The following is a 22,796-nucleotide window of genomic DNA, read 5'->3' as shown; positions in this document are numbered from 1 at the left end:
CGCTGGCGATCAACGAAAAAGCCCTGGGCCCCGATCACCCCAGTACCGCCCTCAGCCTCAACAACCTGGCTGTCCTCTACAGCAATCAGGGCAAACCAGATTTATCTGCTGCCCTTGTCAATCAAAGCCTATCGGTCGAGGCGGACTGGTTGATCCGGGAAGGTCCCAGCAAGCCGCTGGCCCAACGCCAAGCTCTGAGAAACACCCTTGGAAATGCTTGGGAATTGACCTACAGCCTTGCTGATCGTGCTGCCTCTGGCCCGGACCTGGCCCTCTCCACCCGGCTGTTACAGCATGGCCTCCTGCTGGAGATCGAGCAGGCCCAGGCCAGCCTCAGTCGCGCTCCGGGGCCTACCAAGGACCTGGCTCAGCAGCGGGCGGCACTGAACAACCGCATCAGCGATGTGCAGCTGCCCCCGGAGCGGCGCGCAGCCCTACGCCTGCAGCGCAATGACCTGGAGCAACTGCTGTTTCGCCAGCTGCCGGAGTTGGAGATTCCCCGGATCAAGCCCGATCAGGCCGCTGCTGCGTTGCCGAGCGATGGGGTGCTGGTGGAGTTTCAGCCTTTCCGGCCCTGGCTCGGAGGCCCTGATCCCAGACAACGATGGGGCCCTGAGCGTTACCTGGCCCTGATCCTCAAGCCCGACGGAGCCATCAAGGTGGTGCCTCTCGGTGAGGCGGGGCCCATTGAGCAGGCGATATCCAAGGCCCTCAGGGCCACCGCTCAGGCCCAAGGCGACTCATCTGAGCTGTGGGCCAAGGTCACCGATCGGGTCCTCAGACCCCTGGCCCCTCACCTGAGCGGCAGTCGTCAGTTGTTCCTCTCCCCCGATGCTGAACTGCATCGGGTGCCGTTTGCGGCTCTGGCTTCTCCATCCCAGCCGGGTGAGGTGCTGGCGCGCTCGGTGCAGCTCCGCCTCATCACCACCGGCCGGGATCTGGTGCGTTTTCAGCAACCCGCACCAGCGGGAAAGGCTCCGGTGGTGATCGCTAACCCCAATTTCGACCGCGGAAAGGCCGCTCCCTCCACTCTGATCGCCTCCACCCACCCCCAGCAGCGCTCGGGCGAACTCAGCGGCAAGCGCTGGCAGGCTCTGCCCGCCACAGCTCAGGAGGGTGAGCAGATCGCCGCGCTGCTCGGCACCAATCCCATCGGCGGCGATGCCGCCACCGTGAGCCTGCTGCAGCGCCGCCAGGGCCCCCGGGTGCTGCACATCGCCAGCCATGGGTTCTTTGAGAAGGACCAGGAGATCCAGCCCGAGGATCCCCGCACTGCCCAGTTCGCCAGCGGCGGCCAGGTTACGCGGTTCCAGGGAGAAGACCCGCTCCTGCGCAGCGGCATCGTGCTGGCCGGGGCCAACAACCCCGGCCTCGATCCCAACGACGATGGGCTGCTCACGGCCCTGGAGGCCACCGCTCTCCAGCTGGATGGCACCGAGCTGGTGGTGCTCTCGGCCTGCTCCACGGGCGATGGCGAAATCCAAAGTGGAGAAGGGCTCTATGGGCTGCAGAGAGCACTCACCGTTGCGGGTGCCCGCACCACCCTGCTGTCGCTGTGGAAGGTGGACGATGGGGCCACCGCAGAGTTCATGAGCCGTTTGTACAAGCGCCTCAAGGCCGGCGAGGGTCGCAGTGAGGCCCTCGCCGCCGTACAGGCGGAATTCCGCAGCGGCTCGGTGCCATCCCCCTCCGGGGAGGACTGGAGCAACCCCTACTACTGGGCGGCCTGGCAGCTGGTGGGGGACTGGCGGCCGATCGAGGGCCTCTGAACGGGCTGGGCCGGCAGCCCCGGAATCAGCCCCGATCCATCGGAACGAGGGGCGGTGGTTCAACCCCAGCCCAGGTCAGCCATGACCCTCTACCGCTACACCCGAAACCAGGCCGGCACTCTGATCCGTGAGGCCCTGGAATCCGTTCCTGCCACCCCCTCCATCACGGCGGCAGCAGCGGCCAGCACGTGGGTGGGCCTCGAGGCCTACCGCTCCATCGCCTTTGAGGATCTGCCGAGCCACGTGGTGGATCAGCTCCGCACCGATGGCATGCACGGCGGCCGCCGCAGCCTGGCGGAAGCCCAGGAGCTGTTTGAGCAGGCCGTGCCCGCCGAGGCCAGGGGGTCGATCGAGGGCATTGAGGCCGTTGTGAACGACCCCGGCATCGATGCGATGCACATCGAGCCCCATGCCCAGGGCGGCAGCGCCGATGCCAGCAACATCGTCTACGGCCCCGAATCGCTCAATGCCCGCATTGGCGATCGGGTGATGAGCGAGGCGGAGGTCGCCGAGGCCGAGGCCTACACCCTCGAGGTGGCAGAAGCCGCCACACCGGGCGTCACCGGCGACCTGGCTGAGGTGGCCGGCGACACGCTGGAAACCGGTGCCCTCGGTGGGGTGATGGGCGGCGGCATCGCCGTGGCGCACCGCTGGGCCCAGGCCCAGGGCTTCCGTGATGCCGGCCGCCACGACCTGGCCGAGCAGGCCGAGGCGCAGATGGTGGAAGACGCCGCCAAGGGCGCTGTGAACGGAGCGGTGCGCGGCACCGCTGTAGCCGTGACCCAGGCGGTGCTGGGGGCCAATCCCCTCACCGCCGGCATTGGCCTTGTGGCCCCTGATGCGGTGATGCTGCTCACCCAGAAAGATCAGCTCAGCGAAGCCGAATACAACCAGAAGAGCCTGGAAGTGGTGGGCAAGGGTGCCCTGGCCACCGTGCTGGTGTGCGCTGGCCCGATCGGCTGGTTGGGGCTGGCGGGAATCTCGATCGCCTCGGCCTACAGCAAGGCCAGTGAGCAGGCAGCCGGCAGCCACCGCACGGCTTGAAGCTCCTTGGAATCACCGGCCCATGCCCGGAATCAGCGGGCCAACGCCGGAACGAGAGGAGCTCACGCAGGCGCGCTGCTCCTGCACTCCCTTCCGCAATCACTCTCCCTTTCTTCCCGATTCAAGTCGCACTTCACGTTCCCATGATCTTGTTTCCTGTTTATCTCATGGCCATGCAGCGCCGGATCGAACGGTATCTGCTTGAGGCCCAACTCCAGGACGTCAAGGCCGAGAACGCTCGGCTGCGGTCCCGACTGGCTGACCAGCACAAGCCCGCTTCCCCATCCCACTGAGCGGTCCATGGCCGCAGCGCCAGGAGAACCGCATCCCATTCCCACCATTGCCACCGATGTCCGACACCCACGATTCCTATCTGAGCAACCTCAGCGATGAGTCGCTGCAGGTGCTCAAGCACTTCGGTCCTGAGGCCCCATCCAGGCTGAACACCTACGCCAGCAAGCTCGAAGACTTCCTGCTGGAGGCACTGGAACACAAGAGCCTCGATGAGAAGCAGCTCAAAGCTCTCGAGATCGAGCATCAGGCCATGCAGGCCATTCTCACCGACCCTGATCAGCTGCTCGATTACGTGAGTGGCTTCTTTGCTCCGGGAGGGCCCTGTCCAGGTGGGGCGGTGATCTCACGCTGCCGCAACCAGGCGGCGACGGTGTGACGTCACGCCTGTGGTCCTCCGACCTGTCTTCCTTCTCTTCCCTTCCGACCATTTGTTTCCATGCCCATCTTCAACGACGCCTCCGGCTCCATCTGGGAGAACTGGATGCGTGATCACGGCGAATGGATCAACGATTCCAAAGATCCCCTAGAGGCCATCGGAAAGGTCCTCTGGACACCCTTCGGAGCGGCCTCCACCGGGGTGGCGGCCTACGTCGATGAGTTCGAACGACACCCCGGAGGCACCCTGGCCAAGTCCGCCGGTGTCGCCGTCTCGATGCTGATCCCCGGCGCTGGTGCCCTGGCCGTCGCCGCCGATGCCGCCGCCATCGCCGGTGGCCATGTCGTCGGCGGAGAGATCAACCGTCAGCAGGACGGCCAGGACGCTGACCAGCGCCTGCAGGAGCAGACCCGCTCCTCGGTGCAGCGCAATGCCGGCGCCCGCAACGAACTCGATTCCCTCTTTGGTTGAAGTCATCCCCATGTCCCGTTCCACCTATCCCCTGATCGCAGCGCCCAAGGGCGACCACGCCTCGATCGCGTGGCTGATGGAAAATCCAGCCATCGCCAATGTCGTGACCCAGCAGCCGGACCTGGGCGCGCAGTTTCTCGGGGCCTTTGCCACCAGCGCCCTGCTGGGCGGCCTCGGTGAGCTGTTTGAGCACGTCGACCTTGTGAGCTTCGATCTCAGCGCCCTGGTGGGCGCCAGCGGTGGCCAGATCGCCGAGGCGCTCAACATCGCCAATGGCTGGGATCCATCCCGCACCTTCGCGGCCTCCCAAAGGGTTTTCACCGAGGAGTTCCAGGGCACCCGCCAGGGCCGGACCGTGCCGAACTTCAGCCAGGCGCTGACTGAAACCCTCTCCCGCCTGTTGGGACCCCACAGCCATGTCTACCGGGAAGTGATGTTCCACGGCACCAAAGCCCACAACGATTGGCTGCGCCGCGGCAGCGATCCCACCTATGCCTCCGGCTACGACATCGTGGTGGTGGCGGGCAAGGCGAGCCAGATCCTGGCGATCGAGATCGATGAGCCCTGCAGCATTGACAACGGCCAGAGCTTCCACTCCACCCCGGAGCAGAAGCGCAAGGACGACGCCAAGGACGCCGATGCTGCGCGGCTCGGCATCCCCGTGCTGCGCCTCAGCGAGGCGCAGGTGTGGCGCCAGACCGACGCCTGCCTCGGGCTGGCCCTGCGGCTGCTGGATGTGTTCACCGACCTGGATTTCCCCGAGGAGGTCTACCGCCGGCTGAACTACAAGGCCGTGCCTCGCCATGAGCGCTTCACCGAGGCGAATGTGAACGACCAGCGCGCGCCCCGGGGTTGGCGGCCGGCGATGGCCATCGCCTGATCCCACCAGGAACCGCCGATGACCGCCGATTCACACGTGCGCTCATCACTCCCCGGGATGGGGGATGGCAGCTGCTGCCGTGCCGCAGAGGCTGGAGTCAGAGAGTGAACAGTCATGACAACCCGCTCGCTCGCTTCCCTGGCTGCCACCGGCCTGGTGGCGCTGGCCCTCAACGGCTGCGTGATCGTCGCCGGCGGCGGCCGCGCCCCGGCGGAGTCGTCGGACTGGCGGCAGCCGGCATCCCAGCCGGCCCGGCCAAGAGCGCCAGCGGCATCACCCCGCACAGAGCCTGCCGCCTGCAGCGGTTCAGCCCGCAGCGCCCAGGAGATCTTTGCCGCCTCCCGCGAGGCGGTTGCCGTGGTGCACACGCCCGATACTCAGGGCAGCGCCTTCGTGGTGAAGCACGAGCGTGGCCGCACGCTGCTGCTCACCAACTCCCATGTGGTGGGGCCCTACGGCCAGGTGCAGCTGAACTGGAGCGATGGCCGCAGCGAAGTGGCCGCCGTGGTGGCCGATGCCGGGAACAGTGATCCCGGGGTTGATCTGGCCCTGCTGGAGGTGAGCGGTATCCACGGCACGCCGCTGGCTCTCGCCTCGGCTGCACCCGAGGTGGGCCAGAACGTCTTCGCGATCGGGGCCCCGAAGGGCCTCGAGTTCAGCCTCAGCCGCGGGGTGGTGAGCCAGCTGCGCGCCGATGGCGACCTGGTGCAGACCGACGCCGCTATCAACGGCGGCAACTCCGGCGGCCCTCTGCTCGATGAGCGGGGCTGCGTGATGGGCGTGGCCACCTTCAAACGGGTCGACGCCGAGGGGCTGAACTTCGCCCTCTCCAGCCAGCTGATCGCCCCCTTCCTGGTCGCCTCCGGCAGTGCCCGCGCCCCGGCTCCCGCCTCACCTCCGAGCGGCACCGGCATCGGCTCGGGCCCCGAGGCCGCCAGCAGCCGCTGCGTGTTCCAGAGCTACAAGAAGCCCCGGGCCGAGGAGATCGGCTGCAGCATCAACGCCCGCCTCAACAACAACGGCCACACCGTCTACGACGTGGCCTGGGCCGATGGCTACCGCAGCTCATACGTGTTCTGGCGCGACGGCGACGTGGAGATCCTCAGCAAGGGCGGTGCCGGCCAGCCCGATACCCACCAGGGGGCCTTCGAGTCGTTCCGGGATGGCGTGGCGATCTCCAGCAACGAGGGCAGCGTGACCTTCCTGCCAGGCCTTGAACCTTCCCTCAACTGAGCAGGGTGGGGGGTGTTTGCCGGGTCGGCCATGAAACAGCCAGCAAGAGCCCCCAGACCGTTGCCTCGGAGGTGATCTCGATCTTCACCAGCCTCAGCGGCCGCCGGATGTGAATCACGGCCGGTCCGACGGAACGATCCCTTGGTGTCCGCCCCTTCCGATCCATGAGCCAGACCCTGACCCCCGTTCGTCCCCGCCGCCGTGTGTGCGGGCCGCTGCGCCGCCTTGATCTGGCGGCGCTCCAGGGTGAGGTCCACCGATTCCGAGGCATCGTGGATCGCTTCGGGAACTTCGCCTGCGGCGAGCAGACCGTGCCCACGATCTGCATCCGTTCGCTGCGGATGGAGGAATCGGGTGCGCCGATCCAGCCCGATCACTGGTGGTTCCCCCTCCGCGAGGTCTGGAGCGAGGCCGGTGTGCGGGCCGGTGACACGGTGCTCTTCACCGCCAAGGTGCAGCACTGCACCAAGGGTTCGCTGGATCCCGACGCCGCCGACCAACCCGAGGGCATCAGGGGCCGCCGCTGCTCGCGCCCCCGTGAGCAGGTGATCGGCTTCGGCAGGACTCCCCGCTCGGTGGTCGTCATCGCACGGGCCATCGGCAGCCGCGCCGTGGTGCAGGAGGTGCTGAACGAGAAGGCCGCCATCACCCGCCATCTGGACGATGCCCGCGCCGAGCTGGAGCGAAGCACCCAGCACCGCGATGCCCTGCTCGCGGACATCCAGCACCTGCAGGCTCAGCTCCATGAGCGCGACGACCGCCTGGCGCACAACGCCCGGGCCATCACCCGGCTGCTGCAGCGGATTCAACGCCGTTGCCACAGTGCCCGCCGCAGGGCGGCGCTGGCCGCGCTCCTGGCCCTGGTTGTCGGTCTTGGCGGCGGGCTGGTGATCGGCTCCGGCATCTCCGGCGGCCCGCAACGGCTGCCATCCCCGGACTGGGGGCGCAGCTCCGAGTGAGCGTCGTTGACGAGGTGCCCGTTGTCGAGGAGGTCGCTGCCTAGTGCATCGATGCCGAAGACCAGCAGGAGGACGCATGAGCTTGCATCCATCCCGTTCCCTGTGGCTTCACTCCTCCTCGATTCGGGGATCGAGTGGCGTGATCAATTGTCGTTGGGTCCCTGCTCCTGCCGGCGCGGTGACACCCCGATCCAGCACCAGCTTTTGCTCCGGGTTTGCTCACGTCTCCGCTCCAAGCAGTCCTGGAGGGGGTCCGCCCAGGCCGAGGTTGAGCAGATCACTGATCCACAGGTCAGCGATGACTCAGCGGGTTCGCCAGAGCCCATGTCCGAGGCGGGGACTGGAGCGGGCGACCCAGCCAAGTGAGCACAGCGGCGATTTGCTCACCTGTTTGCTCACATCCCCCTTGGCCAATCCCTGAAAAGTCAGTCGGGGCGACAGGATTCGAACCTGCGACCTAGTGCTCCCAAAGCACCCGCGCTACCAAGCTGCGCCACGCCCCGTCGCCCGGGATCATAGGTGCCGCCCTGGGCAGCGGGCCGGCGGTTGGGGGTGGGCTCAGCCCCTGTTCGCAGAGTTGCCGTCGCTGCCGTGCTGCCCTGGGGAGGGCTCCCCCGCACGGTTTTCACCGCGGCCCTGGGCCTCCGGTCCGAACAGGGGCCCCAGATCCTCCAGGGGGGAGTGGCTGCGGAGGCGCCGCCGCATGGTCTCGAGCGTCCCCTGGAGCGGATCGGGGACTGGGTCCGAGGTCGTTGCCATGGCCTGTCTCAAGCGGAGGGGGCTGAGGGCAGCACCTGGTGAAAGCCGCCGGCGTGGATCACCTGCAGGGGAGTCTCGAACAGAGCGCTCAGTGGCGCATCCTGCAGCAGCTCATCCACCGGTCCATCCCCGACCACCTGGCCCGCTCGGAGCAGCACACAGCGGCTGATCTCCGGGATGATTGCCTCGATCTGGTGGGTCACCAGCAGCAGGGTGGTGCCGCTCCGGGCCAGCTGGCGCAGCAGGGCCAGGAACTGGTGGCGCGCCTTGAGGTCGAGGCCGTTGGTGGGTTCATCCAGCACCAGCACCTCAGGCCCATGGACGAGAGCACGGGCGAGCAGCAGGCGGCGGCGCTGGCCATCGGAGAGATGCCGGAAGGGTTGCCCGGCCAGACCGGTGAGCCCCAGCTCCTGCATCAACTCCGCCACCCGGGCCTGCTGTTCCGCCGTGGGCACCTGGCTGCGGCCGATGCCCACCGAGCCGAAGAACCCGGACAACACCACGTCCCTCCCCAGCACACCGCCGCTGTAGTGGCTCTGCAGGTCCTGGGAGACCAGGCCGATGCGGCGGCGCAGCTCCCACAGGTTGACGCGCTCGCTGCCGAAGATCCGCAACCAGGAGCCCGCCTGGACCACCGGGTAGATCTCGCGGCTCAGCAGCTTGAGCAGGGAGCTTTTGCCGGAACCGTTCGGCCCCAGCACCACGGTGTTCTCGCCCAGATCGAACCGCAGGCTGAGATCGTGGAACACCCGGCGCGGCCCGAGGTGGGCGCTCACGGCCTGCAGCTCGAGATAGGGGGGAGCCATCGGTTGGCGAGCTGGGCCCGGCGCGGCGGCGCCCAGTCTGGCCCGCAGGGTTTCGCGGCTTCCTAGGGTGGGGCTCCGCCTGCTGCGGCCATGGCCCGGCCGAGTCTGCGCCTTGCCGGCAATGCCCCCGGCCCCTTCTACGTCGACTCCAGCTGCATCGACTGCGGCACCTGCTGGCAGTGGGATCCCGACCATTTCGCCCCCACCGGCTCCAGTTCCCAGGTGTCCCACCAGCCCGTCGGAGCGGCCGAGACCCGACGGGCGCTGGAGGCCCTTCAGGCCTGCCCGGTCGCGGCGATCGGGGCCCCACGGCAGGTGTTGGCTCAGACCCCGGCCGACGCCTTCCCGGCCCTGCTCACCGAGCACCCGGCGGGTGCGGTCCACTACTGCGGCTGGGCGTCGCGCCGCAGCTTCGGGGCCAGCAGCTATCTGGTCGTCCGTGCGGGCGGCAATGTGCTGATCGACAGTCCCCGTTTCAACGCCCAGCTGGCCCGGAGAATCGCGGCGCTCGGGGGCCTGGCGGCCATCGTGCTCACCCACCGGGATGACGTGGCCGACCACGACCGCTGGGCTGGTCACTTCGGTGCTCCCCGCTGGATCCACGCCGCCGATGCCGATGCCGCTCCCGACGCCGAGCATCGGGTGATGGGCGCCGCACCGGTGGACCTCGATGCCGATCTGCGGCTCATCCCCACGCCGGGACACACCGCCGGCTCGATGGTGGCCCTGCTGGGCGAGCAGATCCTGTTCAGCGGCGATCACCTCTGGTGGAATCCGGCCCACCGGGCGCTGGTGGCCTCCCGCACCTTCTGCTGGTGGGACTGGCCCACCCAACTGGCCTCGGTGGAACGGCTCGCCGATCTCGACGTGCGCTGGCTGCTGCCCGGTCACGGCGGTCGTCATCGCTTCGAGGCCGGCGGCTGGGCGACGGCGATCGCCGCCACCCTGGCCGAGGCCGGTCGTCACGGCCGTTCATGAAGCTGTTTTGCCCGGCGTGAAGAGCGATGTCGACCCGGCCTCCGCCCCTGGCCACTGGTGCGCCCATGGCCCATGGTGGAGGCATCGGATCTCGGAGGCTCCCTTGGACGACACTCCGCCCAATCAGGTGTAAGGAGCGAACTGACGTTCGGACCCTGCTCCAACAATCTCAAAGGATCACTGGCTTTCTTCGGCCCTCGGACGAGGTCTTCACCTCTCCGCCCCAGCCCTCCAATGCACCGCTCACCGGCAGGATCTGATCCCGCTGCCAGGTGCCCCGGAGTCTTCGGAAAGCCCCACTAGAGCCATGGCCCCAGGTGCCATCGCCAGGCAGCTCCGCCCCCCAACTGAAGACCCCAACATCAGACGATCTGATCGACCGCACAGCTGCGCCCCAACCTCCCGGTGGGCACCACGGCTGAGCAGACAAGAGCCCGGAGTTTCCACTCCGGGCTTTGTTGTGTCCGGCGCCGGGAGCCGCGGCCGGGCCCGGGTCACGCTTTGTTGGCAGCTCTGCCAATCGGGCTGCCGCTGGTAGCGGTGGTCACTGCGTTGCAGCGGTCCGTATGGCCTGACCTGGCCCTTGGGTGCATGACAGTGATCTGGTTCCTGATCCTTGGTGTGGTGGCTGGCTGGCCGGCGTGCTGGTCAAGGGGGGCGGTTGCGGCCTGATCGGTGATCTTGTGGTGGGGATCATCGGCGCCCTGATCGGCGGTCTGCGGCCTCGCCGCTCAGCGGTTGAGGCGCTGCATCTGCCAGGTGACCAGGGTGCCCACTGGGCTCCACAGCAGGTAGGGCACCAGCAGCAGCCAGCCCGGTGCACTCACGGGGCCCACGGCGATGGTGAGGGCCAGGCCCCACACCCAGCCGGCGAACCCCACCACGGTGCCGTTGCGGAGGCTGCGGGTCCGGCAGATCAGCAGCGTGTAGCTCTGCACGAGCAGCAGCAGCACCAGATAGCCCAGCATCAGCGGCCAGCTGCCGCTGGCGCGCCAGCTGAGCAGCGCCGATCCGTAGAAGCATGCGTAGATCGCGATCCAGATGAACGGGATCAGTCCCTCGAAGCTCAGCCAGGCCGGGCGGCGCAGGCGCAGAAACCAGGCGAAGTCCTCGCGGCCGGGGTTCAGCAGGGTGGCCACCAGGGCCATCACGGCCAGGATCGACAGGGGAGCGAGCACGGCGGCTGGCGCGGTGGACCCTCACCCTGCCGGAGCCACCGCCCCACTGTCCGCCCCACTGTCCGGGGGACTGGGCCGGCCTGGTCCCCCGCGTGAGGGTCCATGCAGGCGGTGGGATGGGGAGATCTGCTGCGAACGCGGCGACCAGAGCGACCTGGGCCTGTGACATCGGCATGGCTGTGTCAGCGCGGCATGGCTGTGTCATCGTGAAACCGGCCTGCCGCTGACGGCACGCGCAGAAGCTCGGTGGGGCGGCCACCCCTCCAGCCGATGAACCGTCCCCATCCCATCGCCCTCAGCCTCTGGGGCCGTCTGGTCTTCGCCCTCAACCGGCTGGGGGAGAAGCTCTGGGTCAAGCCCCTGCTGCTCTGCCTGGTGTCCCTGCTGGGGGTGGCCCTGGCGGCGCTGGCCGACCACCTGGCCCCGGCGGCCCCTCTCCCGGAGATCAGCGCCGACACGCTCGAGACCCTGCTCAGGATCATTTCCTCGAGCATGCTCGTGATCGCGGTGTTCGCCGCCGGCTCGATGCTCTCGGCCTACGCCTCCGCCGGCACGGTCGCCACCCCGCGGGCCTTTGCCGTGGTGGTGGCCGATGACATCTCCCAGTACGCCCTCTCCACCTTCATCGGGGCGTTCATCTTCGGCATCGTCGCGCTGATCGCCCTCCTCAACGGTCTCTATGGCCGCACGGGGCGTTTCGCCCTGTTCCTGCTCACGGCTCTGGTGTTCGCCGTGGTCGTGCTCAGCTTCGTCACCTGGGTCGACCGCATCGCCCGACTGGGGCGGGTCACCCACACCATCGCCCAGATCGAGGCCGTGGCCTGGCGGGTGCTGGAGGCGCGGGGATTGCAGCCCAGCCTCGGGGCCCTGCCCACCACCCCCGATCCCGGGATGGCCAGCCCCGCCGGGGTCGGGGCGATTCCCCTCTGGGCCGCCGAGGTCGGTTATCTGCAACGCATCGATCTCGGGACCCTCCAGCTGCTGGCGGAGGAGATCGATGGCCAGGTGGAGGTGGCCTCCCTGCCCGGCGCGTTCGTCACACCGACCCGGGTGCTGGCCTACCTCCACAGCGACCACTCCCCAGCCCCGGCGGATCTCGAGCGGTTGGTGAGCGCCTTCCTGGTCGGAGATCGCCGCACCTTCGATGACGATCCCCGCTTCGCCCTGGTGGTGCTTTCGGAGATCGCCAGCCGTGCCCTCTCCCCGGCGGTCAACGATCCCGGTACCGCGATCCACATCATCGGCACCCTGGTGCGGCTCTTCTGCCGCTGGGCCGAGGTCTGTGCTGAGCGGCAGCGGCAGACCCCGCGGCCGCCGCGCTACGACCGGGTCCGGGTGCCGGAGCTGGACCTGGAGGATCTCTTCGAGGATGCCTTCCAGGCCCTGGGACGTGATGGGGCCTCGACCCTGGAGGTTGGGCTGCGCCTGCAGAAGGGGCTCTACCGCCTCAGCCTGCTGCCCCTGGCGGGTGTGGGCGAGGCGGCCCGGGCCCAGGCCCGGCTCGCCCTGGAGCATGGCCAGCAGGCCCTGCGGATCGCCGCGGAGCAGGAGAGGCTTCGCCAGGCCGCCGGCTGGGCCCAGCCGGGCTGAGCCCCCCTGCTGAGCTCCCTGCATACGCCTGCGGCCCTACCAGGGGGCAGGCCCCCGTCCGGCGCCGACGTTGCAGCCCACCTGGGAGCCGAGCAGGGCACCCAGCGGCACGGCCCAGGCCCTGCCTTCATCCTGGGAGGCGACGTAGCCGGCGCCACCACCCAGCAGGCCGCCCACCAGCCGGCCGGTGTTGCAGCGGCGGGCGTCCTGCTCCAGGTCGGCCTTCAGTTGGTCGATCCGCGATTCGCGCCGGTAGGGAACGGTCTGAACGGCGTAGGTGTCGTAGCGCTGGGGTGCCCTGTTGACGTAGCGCCTGTCGTCGTAGCGCCGGTCGTCATAGCGGGTCTCGACGTAACGGGGCTGCACGTAACGCGGTTGCGCGTAGCCCGGTTGCACGTAGTCAGGTTGCACGTAGCGGGGCTGGGGGTAGCGCTCCACGGTCCGCACCACGGTGCGGGTGGGCACCGGGCGGGCCGGCAGCAGCACATAGGCGGGCTGCTGGGCTGTCCGCCAGCCGCCGGGGCCCGCCAGCGCCGCCGAGGGGGCGGCGATCAGGGCCAGAAGCCCGGTGCCGCCCAGCAGGGCCAGCACACGGGAGCAGAGGGTTGGGTTGGTCATGGTGGCCATCGCGTGAGGACGATCTCCCCGCTTGGGGATGACCCCAATCAAGCCAGCGTGTGTGTCTGCTCCATGACTGGCGCTGAACCGAACTGTGACCAGATGCATCCCTGGAGAAGCACGTCCGCAAACCCCGGAGTCGGTTTAGTGTGGATATCAGGACATGGGCGGATCCATGGATGACCAGCGTCGCCCCCCAGCCGTTCCCGAGCCGGTGGATGGCACCTGCCTCGGCAGCACCTGCATGAAGTGGCAGGGCGATGGCGAGCTCTCGCCGCTCGACCTCCAGGCGATCCTGGCCCGGCTCAGCCAGGTCGATCAGGTGGCCTCCACCCTGATGGAATGCCCGGTCGAGCCCCAGCCCCAGGCCGACGGTTCCTGGGATCCCTCCTGAGCCCTGCTCCCTGGGCTCAGCCCAGCACGGCGATGCAGTCGATCTCCACCCGCGCCCCCTTCGGCAGCGCCGCCACCTCCACGCAGGCCCGTGCCGGCGCGACCGGACCATCGAAGGTGTCGGCGTAGATGGCATTGACCGTGGCGAAGTCGCCCAGATCGGCCAGGAACACCGTGGTGCGCACCACCTGGGCCGGGCTCGCACCCGCCGCGGCCAGCACCGCCACCAGATTGCGCAGCACCTGGTGGGTCTCCAGCGCCACATCGCCATTGCCCACCATCGCGCCGGTGGCAGGGTCGAGGGCGATCTGGCCGGAGCAGAACAGCAGACCTCCGGCCCGGACTGCCTGGTTGTAGGGGCCCACCGGTGCGGGAGCCGCGTCGGTGTTCACAGCAGTGTTCACGGCCGTGTCGACGGGGCTGTGCTCCGCAGGAGTGCTCCGCTGCTCAGAAGAGGTCATGCCACGTCAGGATGGGGCCTGAGCCTATGGTCCGCCGCGGCCGTCCGCCGATCGCCACGCCCCTTGCCGAGCTGATCCCCGCCGATCTGCAGCAGCGCGAGCACGTGCAGCTGCAGGCCCTCTGGCACCGCTATCCGAACAGCCCGGCCGACGGCTGGACCCTCCAGGGCATTGACCTGGCCCTGCGCCAGGGTGAGCTCATGGGGCTCCTGGGCCCCTCCGGCTGTGGCAAGACCACCCTGCTGCGCCTGATCGCGGGGTTCGAGCGACCGGAGCGGGGGGCCGTCCTGATCGACGGCCGCCAGGTGGCGGGGCCCTCCCGCTGGCTGGTGCCCGAGCGACGCGGGGTGGGCATGGTCTTTCAGGACTACGCCCTCTTCCCCCACCTCGACGCCTGGCGCAACGCCTGTTTCGGGCTGCGCCGCGGTCAGGACAGCAGCCGTGCCGCCTGGCTGCTGGAACTGCTGGGGCTGGAGGGCCTGGAGCACCGCTACCCCCATGAGCTCTCCGGCGGCCAGCGCCAGCGCCTCGCCCTGGCCCGGGCCCTGGCGCCGGGCCCTTCCGTGGTGCTGCTCGATGAGCCCTTCTCCAACCTGGACGTGGAGGTGCGTCTGCGGCTGCGCAGCGAGCTGCCGGCCGTGCTCAGCCAGTGCGGGGCCAGCGGCCTGATCGTGACCCACGACCCCGAGGAGGCCCTGGCCATCTGTGACCGGGTGGCCGTGCTCAGGGAGGGCCGTCTCCACCAGTGCGACAGCCCCCGCCAGCTGGTCGATCATCCGGCCACTGCCTTTGTCGGGCGGTTCGTGCTCCAGGCGAACCTGCTGCCCGCCGAGCTGCGGCAGGGTCTGGTGCGCACCGCCCTGGGCGATCTCCACCCTGCGGAGGGCCAGCAGGCGCCCGACGCCGGGCTGGGCGGGCACGGTGACCACGAGGTGCTGATCAGCCCCGAAGCCATCGAGCTGGTGCCGGATTCCATGGGAGAGGCCTGGGTGCTGGGCCGGGAATTCCTGGGCCGCGAGTGGCTGTACCAGCTGCAGTGCGGCAGCGACAAGCTGCGCCTGCGGCTGCCGCTGGAATTCGAGTACGGCCGGGGGCAGCGCTGCCGCCTGCGGCTGCGGCGCGGTCACCCTGCTCTGCTGTTTCCCCTGCGCCTGCCCCTCCAGGTCGCCTGAGCTGGCCCCGGCCTCACCCCCTCCAGTGGTCCTTGTGCTGCCGGAGCGTGGCCAGCGCTTCCGGAGAGGCAGCCCGCACGAACAGGTTGGTAGCCCGCTCTTCGCCCACCCGTGTCGGCACCGTGGCCTGCCCCTGCGCCCGGAGCTGCCGCACCCGTGCCAGGCGCTGGGCAATCGCCGCTGCGGCCCCATCGGCTGGGGAGATCACGGCCCTGGCCCAGCGCAGGTTGGCTTCGGTGTACTCATGGGCGCACCACACCTGGGTGGCCTCGGGCAGGGCCGCCAGCCGCTGCAGCGACCCATGCATCTGCGCGGGCGTGCCCTCGAACAGCCGGCCACAGCCTCCGGCGAACAGCGTGTCGCCGCAGAAGAGGTGGCCGCTGGCCGGCAGCCAGTAGGCGATGTGGGCCCGCGTGTGGCCCGGCACGGCGATGACCTCCACCGGCTCCTCCAGCAGGGTGAAGCGATCGCCGCCCTTCACCCCCCGGGTCTGGAAGGGGATCCGCTCCCGGTCGGCGGCGGCGGCGATCACCGCGCAGTCCGGCCAGCGCCGCAGCAGCGCCGGGGTGCCGCCGATGTGGTCGCTGTGATGGTGGGTGTGGAGGATCGCCTCGAGCTCCAGCCCCCGCCGCTCCAGTTCCGCCACCACCGGTGGGGCGACGGCCGGATCCACCACCGCGGCCCGGCCGCCCCGGGCGAGCACGAACACATAGTTGTCGTGCAGCACCGGCAGCAGCACCACCTCCAGGGGCTCTCGGGGGATCGGGCCCATCGTTAAAGTCCGCTCTGCAGCACCATTCCATGATCCCTGCTGGCCATGACCATCGCTGGAGGGCCGCCATGATCGGGATGCCAGCCATGACCGGGGTGCGAGCCGTGACCCGGGTGCCAGCCATGCCCTGGGTGCGAGTCCTGAACGGAGGGCAGCCATGATCACCGTCGCCCTCGCCAAGGGTGCCCTGCTGAAGGATTCGGTCCGTCGCTTCGCGGCGGCGGGCCTCGATTTCGCGGCGGTGCTCGAGCCTGGCAACCGCCAGCTGATGGTGCCCAGTGCCTGCGGCACCGCCCGCGCCCTGCTGGTGCGCAACGCCGATGTGCCGGTCTACGTGGCCTACGGTCAGGCCCAGCTCGGTGTGGTGGGTTACGACGTGCTGCGGGAGCAGCCGTTGCCCGTGGCCCAGCTGGTGGATCTGGGCTTCGGCGGCTGCCGCATGAGCGTGGCGGTGAAGGCCAGCAGCCCCTACCGACGGGCCGCCGATCTGCCCGCCCACTGCCGCATCGCCAGCAAGTTCACCCGCTGTGCCGAGGCCTACTTCGAGGCCCTCGACCTGCCGGTGGAGCTGATTCACCTCGCCGGCTCGGTGGAGCTGGGCCCGATCACCGGCATGAGCGAGGCCATCGTGGATCTGGTGGCCACCGGCCGCACCCTCGAGGAGAACGGCCTGGTCGCCATCGAGGATCTGTTCCATTCCACCGCCCGGCTGGTGGGCCATCCCCTGGCCCTGCGGCTCGATGGCGGCGAGCTTCAGGCCATCGTCGACCGGATCGCCGCCGTGTCGGTGGCCCCGGTTCCCGCGGCGGTGGCCTGATGGCCCGGCTCGATCGCCAACGGCTGGCCCGCCTGCTGCCCTACCTGGGCCGTGACCGCAAGCGGTTGCTGTTCACCCTGCTGCTGCTGATCCCGGTGGCCACCGCGGCCGCCATCCAGCCCCTGCTGGTGGGGCAGGCCATCGCCGTGCTGCGGGGTGAACCCACCATGGCCTGGCTCACCGGCATGCCGGTGGCCCAGGCCCTGCGCCTGCTGGTGCTGCTCCTGCTGGGGGCGGTGCTGCTGCGGCTGGGCCTGCAGGGTCTTCAGACCTACAGCGTGCAGGCGGTCGGACAACGCCTCACCGCCCGCATCCGCGACGACCTGTTCGCCCATGCCATGGCGCTGTCGCTGCGCTTCCATGACCGCACGCCCGTGGGCAAGCTGCTCACCCGGCTCACCAGCGATGTGGACGCGCTGGCCGAGGTGTTCGGCAGCGGCGCGGTGGGGGTGCTGGCCGATCTGGTCACCCTGCTGGTGATCGCCGTCACCATGCTGAGCATCGAGTGGCGACTCGGCCTGCTGCTGCTGGCCTCCCAGGTGCCGGTGGTGCTGGGCATGCTGTGGCTGCAGCGGCGCTACCGCCGGGCGAACTACCGCGTGCGGGAGGAGCTCAGCCAGCTGAATGCCGATCTCCAGGAGAACCTCCAGGGTCTGGAGGTGGTGCAGATGTTCCGGCGGGAGGCCGTCAACAGCGCCCGGTTTGGCCGCACCACCGATGCGTACCGCAAGGCGGTGACCGGCACGATCCTGTTCGACAGCGCCATTTCGGCTTTCATCGAATGGGTGGCCCTGGTCGCCGTCGCCCTGGTGCTGGCCCTGGGGGGCGCCATGGTGAGCGGCGGACTGATGGGCCTGGGCACCCTCACCACCTTCATCCTCTATTCCCAGCGGCTGTTCGACCCGCTGCGCCAGCTGGCGGAGCGCTTCACCCAGATTCAGGGCGGTCTGACGGCCGTCGAGCGGATCGGCGAACTGCTGGAGCAGCCGATCGAGATCCAGGACCTGCCGGCCGCCGAGCGCTCGGCCGCGGCGGTGCGCTCGAGCCGCCAGCGCAGCAGCGCCGGCGAGGTGGTGTTCGAGAACGTCTCCTTCGCCTACCGGGAGGACGATCCGATCCTCACCGATCTCTCCTTCCGCATCACCCCAGGTGAGCACGTGGCCCTGGTGGGTCCCACCGGCTCCGGCAAGACCACCGTGATCCGGCTGCTCTGCCGCCTCTACGAGCCCCAGCGCGGTCGGATCCTGCTGGATGGGATCGACATCCGCGAACTGGCCATCCCCACCCTGCGCCAGCGGCTCGGGGTGGTCCTGCAGGACACCTTCCTGTTCAGCGGCAATGTGGCCGACAACCTGCGGCTGGATGCCCCGATCACGACCGAGGACCTTGAACGCCTCTGCGCGGAGCTGGGGCTGGTGGAACTGCTGCGCCGCCTGCCCGATGGCCTGGCCACCGAGTTGCGCGAGCGGGGAGGCAACCTCTCCTCCGGTGAGCGCCAGCTGCTCTCGGTGGCCCGGGTGGCGATCCGGGACCCCTCGGTGCTGGTGATGGACGAGGCCACCGCCTTCATGGATCCCGCCACCGAAGCCACCCTGCAGCGGGATCTCGATCGCCTGCTGCAGCAGCGCACCGCCATCGTCATCGCCCACCGGCTCGCCACCGTCGAGGCGGCCGATCGCATCCTGGTGCTCAAGCGGGGGCGGCTGATCGAGCAGGGCAGCCACGGCGAACTGCGCCAGGCGGGCGGCCTTTACGCCCAGCTGGCGGACCTGCAGGAGCGGGGCCTGGCGGCCCTCTGAGCCCCCGCGGGGTCAGCGGAAGTCAGGATCTCCGACCGCGGCCTGCTCCCTGCAGCCGAGCACGGCTTCCCCATGGGTGTAGTGCTTGAACTCCAGCCAGTTGCCGCTCGGGTCCCGCAGAAAGAAGCTGCGGTGCTCGAGCGGGCCTCCCGGATAGCGGCATTTCGGCTCCACCGCAAAGCTCTCCCCGGCAGCCGCCACGGCATCGCGCAGCTGCTCCCACGCCGACAGGCTCGGCAGGACCAGGCCGAAGTGCCGGGGATAGATGCCCCGCTGGTCCTGTTGCGGCGCCTCCACGCAGCGCTGGGCCACCAGCTGGTGACCGCCGAGATCGAGGATCAGGGCGGCCTCGCTGCGGCGTCCCGGCACACACCCGAGCACCCGCCCGTACCAGGCCGCGGTGGCATCCAGGTCTTCGGCCGGGATGGAGAGGTGAAAGCAGGGCAGCTCCATGCGGGCCGGATCGGATCGCCAGGGCTCCATCATGCTGAGCTTCGGCTCAGGGCCGGCCCCCGCCGCCATCCAGCGGGCGCAGGGCACTCCAGGGTGGAGGCAGCTGTTCGAGCCACGGCCGCATGACGTCCCCCAGATCCCGGACCCGCGCCAGCATCGGCAGGTGCCCGGCACCCTCGAGCATCGCCAGGTCGTGCCCCTGGGCATAGCCGGCCAGATGGCGCACGTAGCGCGGTGCCATCACCTGGTCGCGGCTGCCGGCGATCCACAGGCTGGGCACCCGCAGGGCCGCCGTCAGGCCGGGCAGCTGCTGCACGGCGCTGCGGCGCATGCTGCAGGCCAGCAGTCCCTGGGCCGCTCGCCGATCGGCCAGCAGCGGACTCCGGATGGCATCGCTGCCGGGGACATGCAGCAGCCAGCGGGGGCGAAGACGCAGGAAGGCTGCACCGCCGCGACGCACCTGGGCAAAGGGCCGGGGCTGGTACACCCCGCCCCCCACGGCGATCTGGATGACCCCGGCGAGCTGACCATCCAGATGCCCCGCGGCATGGAGGGCGACACTGCCCCCCAGGGAGTGGCCGATCAGCACGATCGGCCGTCCGTCGCCAGCCCTGCGGCGGCTTTCCGTGGCCGCCCAGGCGCCGTAACTGGCCAGGCTCGGCTGCAGACCCTTCGGCCGCTCCCGACCCCCGAATCCGGGAAGGTCGGGTGCCCACAGCTCCCAATCGGGTTCGAGCTCGGCGGCCAGCCGATCCCAGAGGCGGCCGGCCAGCAGCCAGCCGTGCAACGCGACCAGCAGGGGCCGCTGCCCGGCCGGAAACCGCCCTTCGGCGATCTGCAGTTGCGCGGAAGCTGCTGCCATCAGGCAGGATCGTGGCATCCCGCCCTCCACTTGTCCGTGGTTCCGGCCGAGCTCCTCACCACTCTCTACGGGGAGCAGCATCGGCTCTGTCCGACGCCCAACCCCCAGATCGATCTGGTGCTCAGTGCCGAGCGGGAGATCGATCTGTACGAGCTGGAGCAGCTCTGTGATGCGGTGGGCTGGAGCCGCCGCCCCCTGCGCCGGGTGAGCAAGGCCCTGCAGCACAGCCTGCTGAGGGTGGGGCTCTGGCGCCATGATCCCCGCCTGCCGAAGCTGGTGGGCTTTGCCCGCTGCACCGGCGATGGCGTGGTGGAGGCCACCGTCTGGGATGTGGCGGTGCACCCCCACTACCAGGGCGTCGGGCTGGGCAAGGCGCTGATGGTCTACGTGCTCGACCAGCTCCGCGCCCTCGAGCTGGATCGGGTCAGCCTGTTCGCCGATCCTGAGGTGGTGGGCTTCTACCAGGCCCAGGGCTGGGAACTGGAGCCCCTGGAGCGCCGCTGCGCCTTCTGGTACGCCCCCTGATCTGGTACGCCCCCTGAGTCCAGCTCCCTTCAAGGGTCCCGGCCGTCACGGTGTCCCGTAGTAGCGCCGGGCGAGGGCCTCCGGATCTTCGCCCCGCCGCCAGGCCCTGCGCAGCCGGGCGTTGGAGAGGGTCGTGGTCCAGATCCCCCGCTGCCGCCAGCGCCGTCCGTCCACCTGCAGGGCGGTGCCGAGGCTGAGCAGCCGGCCCCGCCGGCGCAGGCGCTGCACCAGGTCCAGATCCTCCATCAGCGGGATGGGGCGGATGCCGCCGCAGGCCCGGTAGTGCGCCAGGGGGAGCAGCAGACCCTGGTCGCCATAGGGCAGTTGCCGCAGTCGGCTGCGCAGGGCCACGGCCCCCTCCACGAGCCGGAGGGCGGGGTGGCGGTTGCCGATCGCCAGGTCGAAGTACCAGACGACGCCGCTGCGGCGACCCCGCGCCCGGCCGACCCGCGGGGCCCAGTCGGGCGGCAGGCGCACGTCCGCATGGAGCAGCAGCAGCCAGGGCCCCTGCGCCTCGCGGGCCCCCAGGGCCAGCTGACGGCCCCGACCGGGCGCACAGCGCAGCAGCCGCGCGCCGGCGAGTCGGGCCAGCTGCTCGGTGCCATCGCTGCTGCCCCCGTCCACGACCAGCACCTCCCGCACCAGCAGGGACTGGTGGGCCAGCTGGGCCAGCAGGGCCGGCAGCCGCTCGCGTTCGTTGCGGGCCGCGATCACCACGCTCAGCCAGGGCTGGGGAGTGGCCATGGCTCAGCGCCAGGGAGCCAGGTCGATGGCCCGGTCCAGGTCGTGCCGCTGGCGCAGCAGCCGCGGGCTGAGCTCCAGATCCCGCGCCGCCGCCAGGGTGTGCGCCAGCACAGCCGGGCTGCCCCAGGGCATCCCCGCCATCAGGCCGGGCCGCGGTCGGTCCAGGCCGATCAGCCAGTAACCCCCATCCGCCGCCGGTCCGAGCACCAGGGAGGCGGCCGTGAGCGCCTCGAAGGCCGCCTCCAGATCGGCACTCTCCAGGCAGGGCAGGTCGCTGCCGATCAGCACCACCCGCCCCGCCCCCTCGCCCTGGGCGCGCAGCATCTGCCGCTGCATGCGCAGGCCCAGCCCGCCGCGGCCCTGGGCCACAGCCCGATCGCAGCCGAGCTCCAGGCCCCAGCGCCGGCTCGCCCGGGCACCCAGGCCATGCACGGCCAGCACCAGCTGGCAGCCGATCCGCTCCCGGGCCCGGCGGGCGACCGCCAGGGTGTGGTCGCTCAGCTGCCGCTGGATGGCGGCGGCGCGGCCTGCTCCGAGGCCTGCCGCCAGCCGGCTCTTGCACCGCCCCGCGGCCGGCCAGCGGGCCATCACCACGAGCTGGGGGCCCCCCAGGCGGGCCCGTGGGCCCGTTGTGATCACTCCTGGCGGGGCAACTCGGCGGGCCGCAGGGTCAGGGTGGTGGTGCCGCTGCCGCGCCGCACCACCACGGCCAGCGGTTCGCCGACCCGGCCCTGATCCACCGCCAGCTGCACCTCCGAGGGGTTGCGCACGCCGCGGCCGCCCACCTTCTCGATCAGGTCGCAGGGCTTGAGCCCCCCCTGGGCGGCGGGGCTGCCGCGCATCACATCCACCACCACCACCCCGTTCACCTCGGGCAGGGTGCACTCGTCGGTGGTGGCGTTGATCTCGCGGGCGAGCTGGGGCGTCAGCGCCTGGAGCCGGACCCCGATGTAAGGGTGACTGGCGTAGCCCCGCTCCACGATCTGGGCGGCGATCTGCTTGGCGACGTTGATCGGGATGGCGAAGCTGAGTCCCGCCCCCGGGGCCTGGCGGATCGCCGTGTTGATGCCGATCACCTTGCCCCGGTCATTGATCAGCGGGCCGCCGCTGTTGCCGGGGTTCACGGCGGCGTCCGTCTGGATGTAGGGCACCCGCTGGCCCTCGCCCACGGCGTTGGTGCGCTGGATGGCGCTGATGATCCCGGCCGTGACGGTGTTGTCCAGGCCGAGGGGGTTGCCGATGGCGATGGCCCATTCCCCCGGCCGCACCCTGGTGGAATCCCCGAGCGGCGCGACGGGCAGATCCGTGGCCACCACCTTCACCACCGCCACGTCCGTGAGCGGGTCGCTGCCCAGCACCTTGCCCGTGAAGCTGCGACCGTCGGGGAGGGTCACGCTCACCTCGCTGGCACCCTCCACCACGTGGGCATTGGTCAGCAGCACCCCGTCGGAGCGGGTGATGAAGCCGGAGCCCTGCCCCTGCTGCTGCTGGATGGTGGGCCCCCGGCCGAACAGGCCGCCCAGGGGGTTGATCACCCGCTTGGTGGTGTCGATGCGCACCACCGCCGGGCCCACCTTCTCGACGGCGTCCACGATGACGTTGTTGCTGGGCTGCAGCGGCGGTGCCGGCGGGGCGTCGCTGATGCGCACATTTCCCCGTTCCTGCCGCCCCGGCAGGCCTGGCAGGTCCGGCAGTCTGGGGAGGCCATTGGCACAACCCGACAGCAGCAGCAACGAGGCGATCAGACCGGCGCTGGGCCAGTGGGGACGGCGGTGCATCGGGGGTGGGACGTCCGGGTGGGATTGCGCCATTTAAGACCGCTCAGGCCCGCTGATCTGCGTAT

At 70.0% G+C, this 22,796-nt stretch carries 25 protein-coding genes, 1 tRNA gene and 1 pseudogene; 15 read left to right on the top strand and 12 right to left on the bottom strand.

The features are described 5' to 3' along the window. Positions 1-2 precede the first annotated feature (2 nt). The 8 genes and pseudogenes from ACLNEE_RS10445 to ACLNEE_RS10410 form a co-directional block, all read left to right on the top strand. Positions 3-107: pseudogene (locus tag ACLNEE_RS10445) on the top strand (tetratricopeptide repeat protein); the annotation flags it as partial. A 117-nt stretch (positions 108-224) separates the two neighbouring features. Next, a complete protein-coding gene (locus ACLNEE_RS10440; RefSeq protein WP_412007068.1) occupies positions 225-1,769 on the top strand; it encodes a CHAT domain-containing protein in 1,545 nt (514 codons plus the stop codon). An 81-nt stretch (positions 1,770-1,850) separates the two neighbouring features. Next, the gene (locus ACLNEE_RS10435) at positions 1,851-2,813 is read left to right on the top strand and encodes a hypothetical protein (RefSeq protein ID WP_412007067.1); all 963 of its coding nucleotides are present in this window, start codon (positions 1,851-1,853) and stop codon (positions 2,811-2,813) included. 349 nt (positions 2,814-3,162) lie between these two features. Beyond that, on the top strand, positions 3,163-3,483 hold the full coding sequence (locus ACLNEE_RS10430; protein ID WP_411423406.1) for a hypothetical protein: 321 nt from the start codon (positions 3,163-3,165) through the stop codon (positions 3,481-3,483). 60 nt (positions 3,484-3,543) lie between these two features. After that, positions 3,544-3,954: a hypothetical protein gene (locus ACLNEE_RS10425; RefSeq protein WP_412007066.1), complete on the top strand. Its 411-nt coding sequence runs from the start codon at positions 3,544-3,546 to the stop codon at positions 3,952-3,954. 10 nt (positions 3,955-3,964) lie between these two features. After that, positions 3,965-4,834 (top strand): hypothetical protein, encoded by an 870-nt coding sequence (locus ACLNEE_RS10420; protein WP_411423404.1) that lies wholly within the window; start codon positions 3,965-3,967, stop codon positions 4,832-4,834. A 114-nt stretch (positions 4,835-4,948) separates the two neighbouring features. After that, complete coding sequence (locus tag ACLNEE_RS10415; RefSeq protein ID WP_411423403.1) at positions 4,949-6,067, top strand: S1C family serine protease; 1,119 nt, start codon at positions 4,949-4,951, stop codon at positions 6,065-6,067. Positions 6,068-6,231: 164 nt separating this feature from the next. Further along, positions 6,232-7,026 (top strand): hypothetical protein, encoded by a 795-nt coding sequence (locus ACLNEE_RS10410; RefSeq protein WP_411423402.1) that lies wholly within the window; start codon positions 6,232-6,234, stop codon positions 7,024-7,026. 429 nt (positions 7,027-7,455) lie between these two features. On the opposite strand, the gene ACLNEE_RS10405 is transcribed toward ACLNEE_RS10410, so the two are convergent. From ACLNEE_RS10405 to ACLNEE_RS10395, 3 genes are all read right to left on the bottom strand, one after another. Continuing rightward, positions 7,456-7,529: transfer RNA gene (locus ACLNEE_RS10405), tRNA-Pro, on the bottom strand. Between the two features lie 55 nt (positions 7,530-7,584). Continuing rightward, positions 7,585-7,785, bottom strand: coding sequence for a hypothetical protein (locus tag ACLNEE_RS10400; RefSeq protein WP_411423401.1), 201 nt, complete (start codon positions 7,783-7,785; stop codon positions 7,585-7,587). Between the two features lie 8 nt (positions 7,786-7,793). Further along, a complete protein-coding gene (locus tag ACLNEE_RS10395; protein ID WP_411423400.1) occupies positions 7,794-8,591 on the bottom strand; it encodes an ABC transporter ATP-binding protein in 798 nt (265 codons plus the stop codon). 90 nt (positions 8,592-8,681) lie between these two features. On the opposite strand from ACLNEE_RS10395, the gene ACLNEE_RS10390 reads away from it, so the two are divergent. Next, positions 8,682-9,569: an MBL fold metallo-hydrolase gene (locus ACLNEE_RS10390; protein WP_411423399.1), complete on the top strand. Its 888-nt coding sequence runs from the start codon at positions 8,682-8,684 to the stop codon at positions 9,567-9,569. Positions 9,570-10,300: 731 nt separating this feature from the next. Here ACLNEE_RS10390 and ACLNEE_RS10385 read toward each other — a convergent pair. Further along, positions 10,301-10,747: a TspO/MBR family protein gene (locus ACLNEE_RS10385; protein WP_411423398.1), complete on the bottom strand. Its 447-nt coding sequence runs from the start codon at positions 10,745-10,747 to the stop codon at positions 10,301-10,303. A 270-nt stretch (positions 10,748-11,017) separates the two neighbouring features. Here ACLNEE_RS10385 and ACLNEE_RS10380 point away from each other — a divergent pair, with 270 nt between their 5' ends. Further along, positions 11,018-12,337: a DUF2254 domain-containing protein gene (locus ACLNEE_RS10380; protein ID WP_412007065.1), complete on the top strand. Its 1,320-nt coding sequence runs from the start codon at positions 11,018-11,020 to the stop codon at positions 12,335-12,337. Between the two features lie 36 nt (positions 12,338-12,373). Here ACLNEE_RS10380 and ACLNEE_RS10375 read toward each other — a convergent pair whose 3' ends face one another. Further along, on the bottom strand, positions 12,374-12,955 hold the full coding sequence (locus tag ACLNEE_RS10375; protein WP_411423396.1) for a hypothetical protein: 582 nt from the start codon (positions 12,953-12,955) through the stop codon (positions 12,374-12,376). 175 nt (positions 12,956-13,130) lie between these two features. Here ACLNEE_RS10375 and ACLNEE_RS10370 point away from each other — a divergent pair, with 175 nt between their 5' ends. Beyond that, positions 13,131-13,349: a hypothetical protein gene (locus ACLNEE_RS10370; RefSeq protein WP_412007064.1), complete on the top strand. Its 219-nt coding sequence runs from the start codon at positions 13,131-13,133 to the stop codon at positions 13,347-13,349. Positions 13,350-13,365: 16 nt separating this feature from the next. On the opposite strand, the gene ACLNEE_RS10365 is transcribed toward ACLNEE_RS10370, so the two are convergent. Continuing rightward, positions 13,366-13,809 (bottom strand): Rid family detoxifying hydrolase, encoded by a 444-nt coding sequence (locus ACLNEE_RS10365; RefSeq protein ID WP_411423394.1) that lies wholly within the window; start codon positions 13,807-13,809, stop codon positions 13,366-13,368. A 26-nt stretch (positions 13,810-13,835) separates the two neighbouring features. On the opposite strand from ACLNEE_RS10365, the gene ACLNEE_RS10360 reads away from it, so the two are divergent. Beyond that, positions 13,836-14,981: an ABC transporter ATP-binding protein gene (locus ACLNEE_RS10360; protein WP_411423393.1), complete on the top strand. Its 1,146-nt coding sequence runs from the start codon at positions 13,836-13,838 to the stop codon at positions 14,979-14,981. 13 nt (positions 14,982-14,994) lie between these two features. Here ACLNEE_RS10360 and gloB read toward each other — a convergent pair whose 3' ends face one another. Next, positions 14,995-15,753: a hydroxyacylglutathione hydrolase gene (gene gloB / locus ACLNEE_RS10355; protein WP_411423392.1), complete on the bottom strand. Its 759-nt coding sequence runs from the start codon at positions 15,751-15,753 to the stop codon at positions 14,995-14,997. A gap of 157 nt (positions 15,754-15,910) precedes the next feature. Between gloB and hisG the strand changes: the two genes are divergently transcribed. Then, positions 15,911-16,570 (top strand): ATP phosphoribosyltransferase, encoded by a 660-nt coding sequence (gene hisG / locus ACLNEE_RS10350; RefSeq protein ID WP_411423391.1) that lies wholly within the window; start codon positions 15,911-15,913, stop codon positions 16,568-16,570. Beyond that, positions 16,570-18,369 (top strand): ABC transporter ATP-binding protein, encoded by a 1,800-nt coding sequence (locus tag ACLNEE_RS10345; protein WP_411423390.1) that lies wholly within the window; start codon positions 16,570-16,572, stop codon positions 18,367-18,369. Before hisG ends, ACLNEE_RS10345 begins: the two co-directional genes overlap by 1 nt. Positions 18,370-18,381: 12 nt before the next feature. Here ACLNEE_RS10345 and ACLNEE_RS10340 read toward each other — a convergent pair whose 3' ends face one another. Together ACLNEE_RS10340 and ACLNEE_RS10335 are read right to left on the bottom strand one after the other, a co-directional pair. After that, a complete protein-coding gene (locus ACLNEE_RS10340; protein ID WP_412007063.1) occupies positions 18,382-18,891 on the bottom strand; it encodes a VOC family protein in 510 nt (169 codons plus the stop codon). Then, positions 18,869-19,684, bottom strand: coding sequence for an alpha/beta fold hydrolase (locus ACLNEE_RS10335; protein WP_411423388.1), 816 nt, complete (start codon positions 19,682-19,684; stop codon positions 18,869-18,871). The genes ACLNEE_RS10340 and ACLNEE_RS10335 overlap by 23 nt, the downstream gene beginning before the upstream one ends. Before the next feature lie 36 nt (positions 19,685-19,720). Here ACLNEE_RS10335 and ACLNEE_RS10330 point away from each other — a divergent pair, with 36 nt between their 5' ends. Continuing rightward, positions 19,721-20,209 (top strand): GNAT family N-acetyltransferase, encoded by a 489-nt coding sequence (locus tag ACLNEE_RS10330; RefSeq protein WP_411423413.1) that lies wholly within the window; start codon positions 19,721-19,723, stop codon positions 20,207-20,209. A 45-nt stretch (positions 20,210-20,254) separates the two neighbouring features. Here ACLNEE_RS10330 and ACLNEE_RS10325 read toward each other — a convergent pair whose 3' ends face one another. The 3 genes from ACLNEE_RS10325 to ACLNEE_RS10315 are packed head-to-tail and all read right to left on the bottom strand — an operon-like array spanning position 20,255 to position 22,764. Further along, a complete protein-coding gene (locus ACLNEE_RS10325; RefSeq protein ID WP_411423387.1) occupies positions 20,255-20,953 on the bottom strand; it encodes a TIGR04283 family arsenosugar biosynthesis glycosyltransferase in 699 nt (232 codons plus the stop codon). A gap of 3 nt (positions 20,954-20,956) precedes the next feature. After that, on the bottom strand, positions 20,957-21,592 hold the full coding sequence (locus ACLNEE_RS10320; RefSeq protein ID WP_411423386.1) for a TIGR04282 family arsenosugar biosynthesis glycosyltransferase: 636 nt from the start codon (positions 21,590-21,592) through the stop codon (positions 20,957-20,959). After that, a complete protein-coding gene (locus ACLNEE_RS10315; protein WP_411423385.1) occupies positions 21,589-22,764 on the bottom strand; it encodes a trypsin-like peptidase domain-containing protein in 1,176 nt (391 codons plus the stop codon). Before ACLNEE_RS10315 ends, ACLNEE_RS10320 begins: the two co-directional genes overlap by 4 nt. Positions 22,765-22,796: the final 32 nt, after the last annotated feature.

Origin of the sequence: Aphanothece stagnina RSMan2012 (assembly GCF_046764815.1) — a bacterium.
GTDB lineage: Bacteria > Cyanobacteriota > Cyanobacteriia > PCC-6307 > Cyanobiaceae > NIES-981.
This window is presented reverse-complemented; position numbering and strand designations above follow the sequence as displayed.

What these genes read in the sequence shown, in the direction of transcription:
- ACLNEE_RS10435 (WP_412007067.1), top strand. Translation starts at nt 1,851, where the DNA reads ATGACCCTCTACCGCTACACCCGAAACCAGGCCGGCACTCTGATCCGT.
- ACLNEE_RS10430 (WP_411423406.1), top strand. Translation starts at nt 3,163, where the DNA reads ATGTCCGACACCCACGATTCCTATCTGAGCAACCTCAGCGATGAGTCG.
- ACLNEE_RS10425 (WP_412007066.1), top strand. Translation starts at nt 3,544, where the DNA reads ATGCCCATCTTCAACGACGCCTCCGGCTCCATCTGGGAGAACTGGATG.
- ACLNEE_RS10420 (WP_411423404.1), top strand. Translation starts at nt 3,965, where the DNA reads ATGTCCCGTTCCACCTATCCCCTGATCGCAGCGCCCAAGGGCGACCAC.
- ACLNEE_RS10415 (WP_411423403.1), top strand. Translation starts at nt 4,949, where the DNA reads ATGACAACCCGCTCGCTCGCTTCCCTGGCTGCCACCGGCCTGGTGGCG.
- ACLNEE_RS10410 (WP_411423402.1), top strand. Translation starts at nt 6,232, where the DNA reads ATGAGCCAGACCCTGACCCCCGTTCGTCCCCGCCGCCGTGTGTGCGGG.
- ACLNEE_RS10400 (WP_411423401.1), bottom strand. Translation starts at nt 7,785, where the DNA reads ATGGCAACGACCTCGGACCCAGTCCCCGATCCGCTCCAGGGGACGCTC.
- ACLNEE_RS10395 (WP_411423400.1), bottom strand. Translation starts at nt 8,591, where the DNA reads ATGGCTCCCCCCTATCTCGAGCTGCAGGCCGTGAGCGCCCACCTCGGG.
- ACLNEE_RS10390 (WP_411423399.1), top strand. Translation starts at nt 8,682, where the DNA reads ATGGCCCGGCCGAGTCTGCGCCTTGCCGGCAATGCCCCCGGCCCCTTC.
- ACLNEE_RS10380 (WP_412007065.1), top strand. Translation starts at nt 11,018, where the DNA reads ATGAACCGTCCCCATCCCATCGCCCTCAGCCTCTGGGGCCGTCTGGTC.
- ACLNEE_RS10375 (WP_411423396.1), bottom strand. Translation starts at nt 12,955, where the DNA reads ATGACCAACCCAACCCTCTGCTCCCGTGTGCTGGCCCTGCTGGGCGGC.
- ACLNEE_RS10370 (WP_412007064.1), top strand. Translation starts at nt 13,131, where the DNA reads ATGGATGACCAGCGTCGCCCCCCAGCCGTTCCCGAGCCGGTGGATGGC.
- ACLNEE_RS10365 (WP_411423394.1), bottom strand. Translation starts at nt 13,809, where the DNA reads ATGACCTCTTCTGAGCAGCGGAGCACTCCTGCGGAGCACAGCCCCGTC.
- ACLNEE_RS10360 (WP_411423393.1), top strand. Translation starts at nt 13,836, where the DNA reads ATGGTCCGCCGCGGCCGTCCGCCGATCGCCACGCCCCTTGCCGAGCTG.
- gloB (WP_411423392.1), bottom strand. Translation starts at nt 15,753, where the DNA reads ATGGGCCCGATCCCCCGAGAGCCCCTGGAGGTGGTGCTGCTGCCGGTG.
- hisG (WP_411423391.1), top strand. Translation starts at nt 15,911, where the DNA reads ATGATCACCGTCGCCCTCGCCAAGGGTGCCCTGCTGAAGGATTCGGTC.
- ACLNEE_RS10345 (WP_411423390.1), top strand. Translation starts at nt 16,570, where the DNA reads ATGGCCCGGCTCGATCGCCAACGGCTGGCCCGCCTGCTGCCCTACCTG.
- ACLNEE_RS10340 (WP_412007063.1), bottom strand. Translation starts at nt 18,891, where the DNA reads ATGGCGGCGGGGGCCGGCCCTGAGCCGAAGCTCAGCATGATGGAGCCC.
- ACLNEE_RS10335 (WP_411423388.1), bottom strand. Translation starts at nt 19,684, where the DNA reads ATGGCAGCAGCTTCCGCGCAACTGCAGATCGCCGAAGGGCGGTTTCCG.
- ACLNEE_RS10325 (WP_411423387.1), bottom strand. Translation starts at nt 20,953, where the DNA reads ATGGCCACTCCCCAGCCCTGGCTGAGCGTGGTGATCGCGGCCCGCAAC.
- ACLNEE_RS10315 (WP_411423385.1), bottom strand. Translation starts at nt 22,764, where the DNA reads ATGGCGCAATCCCACCCGGACGTCCCACCCCCGATGCACCGCCGTCCC.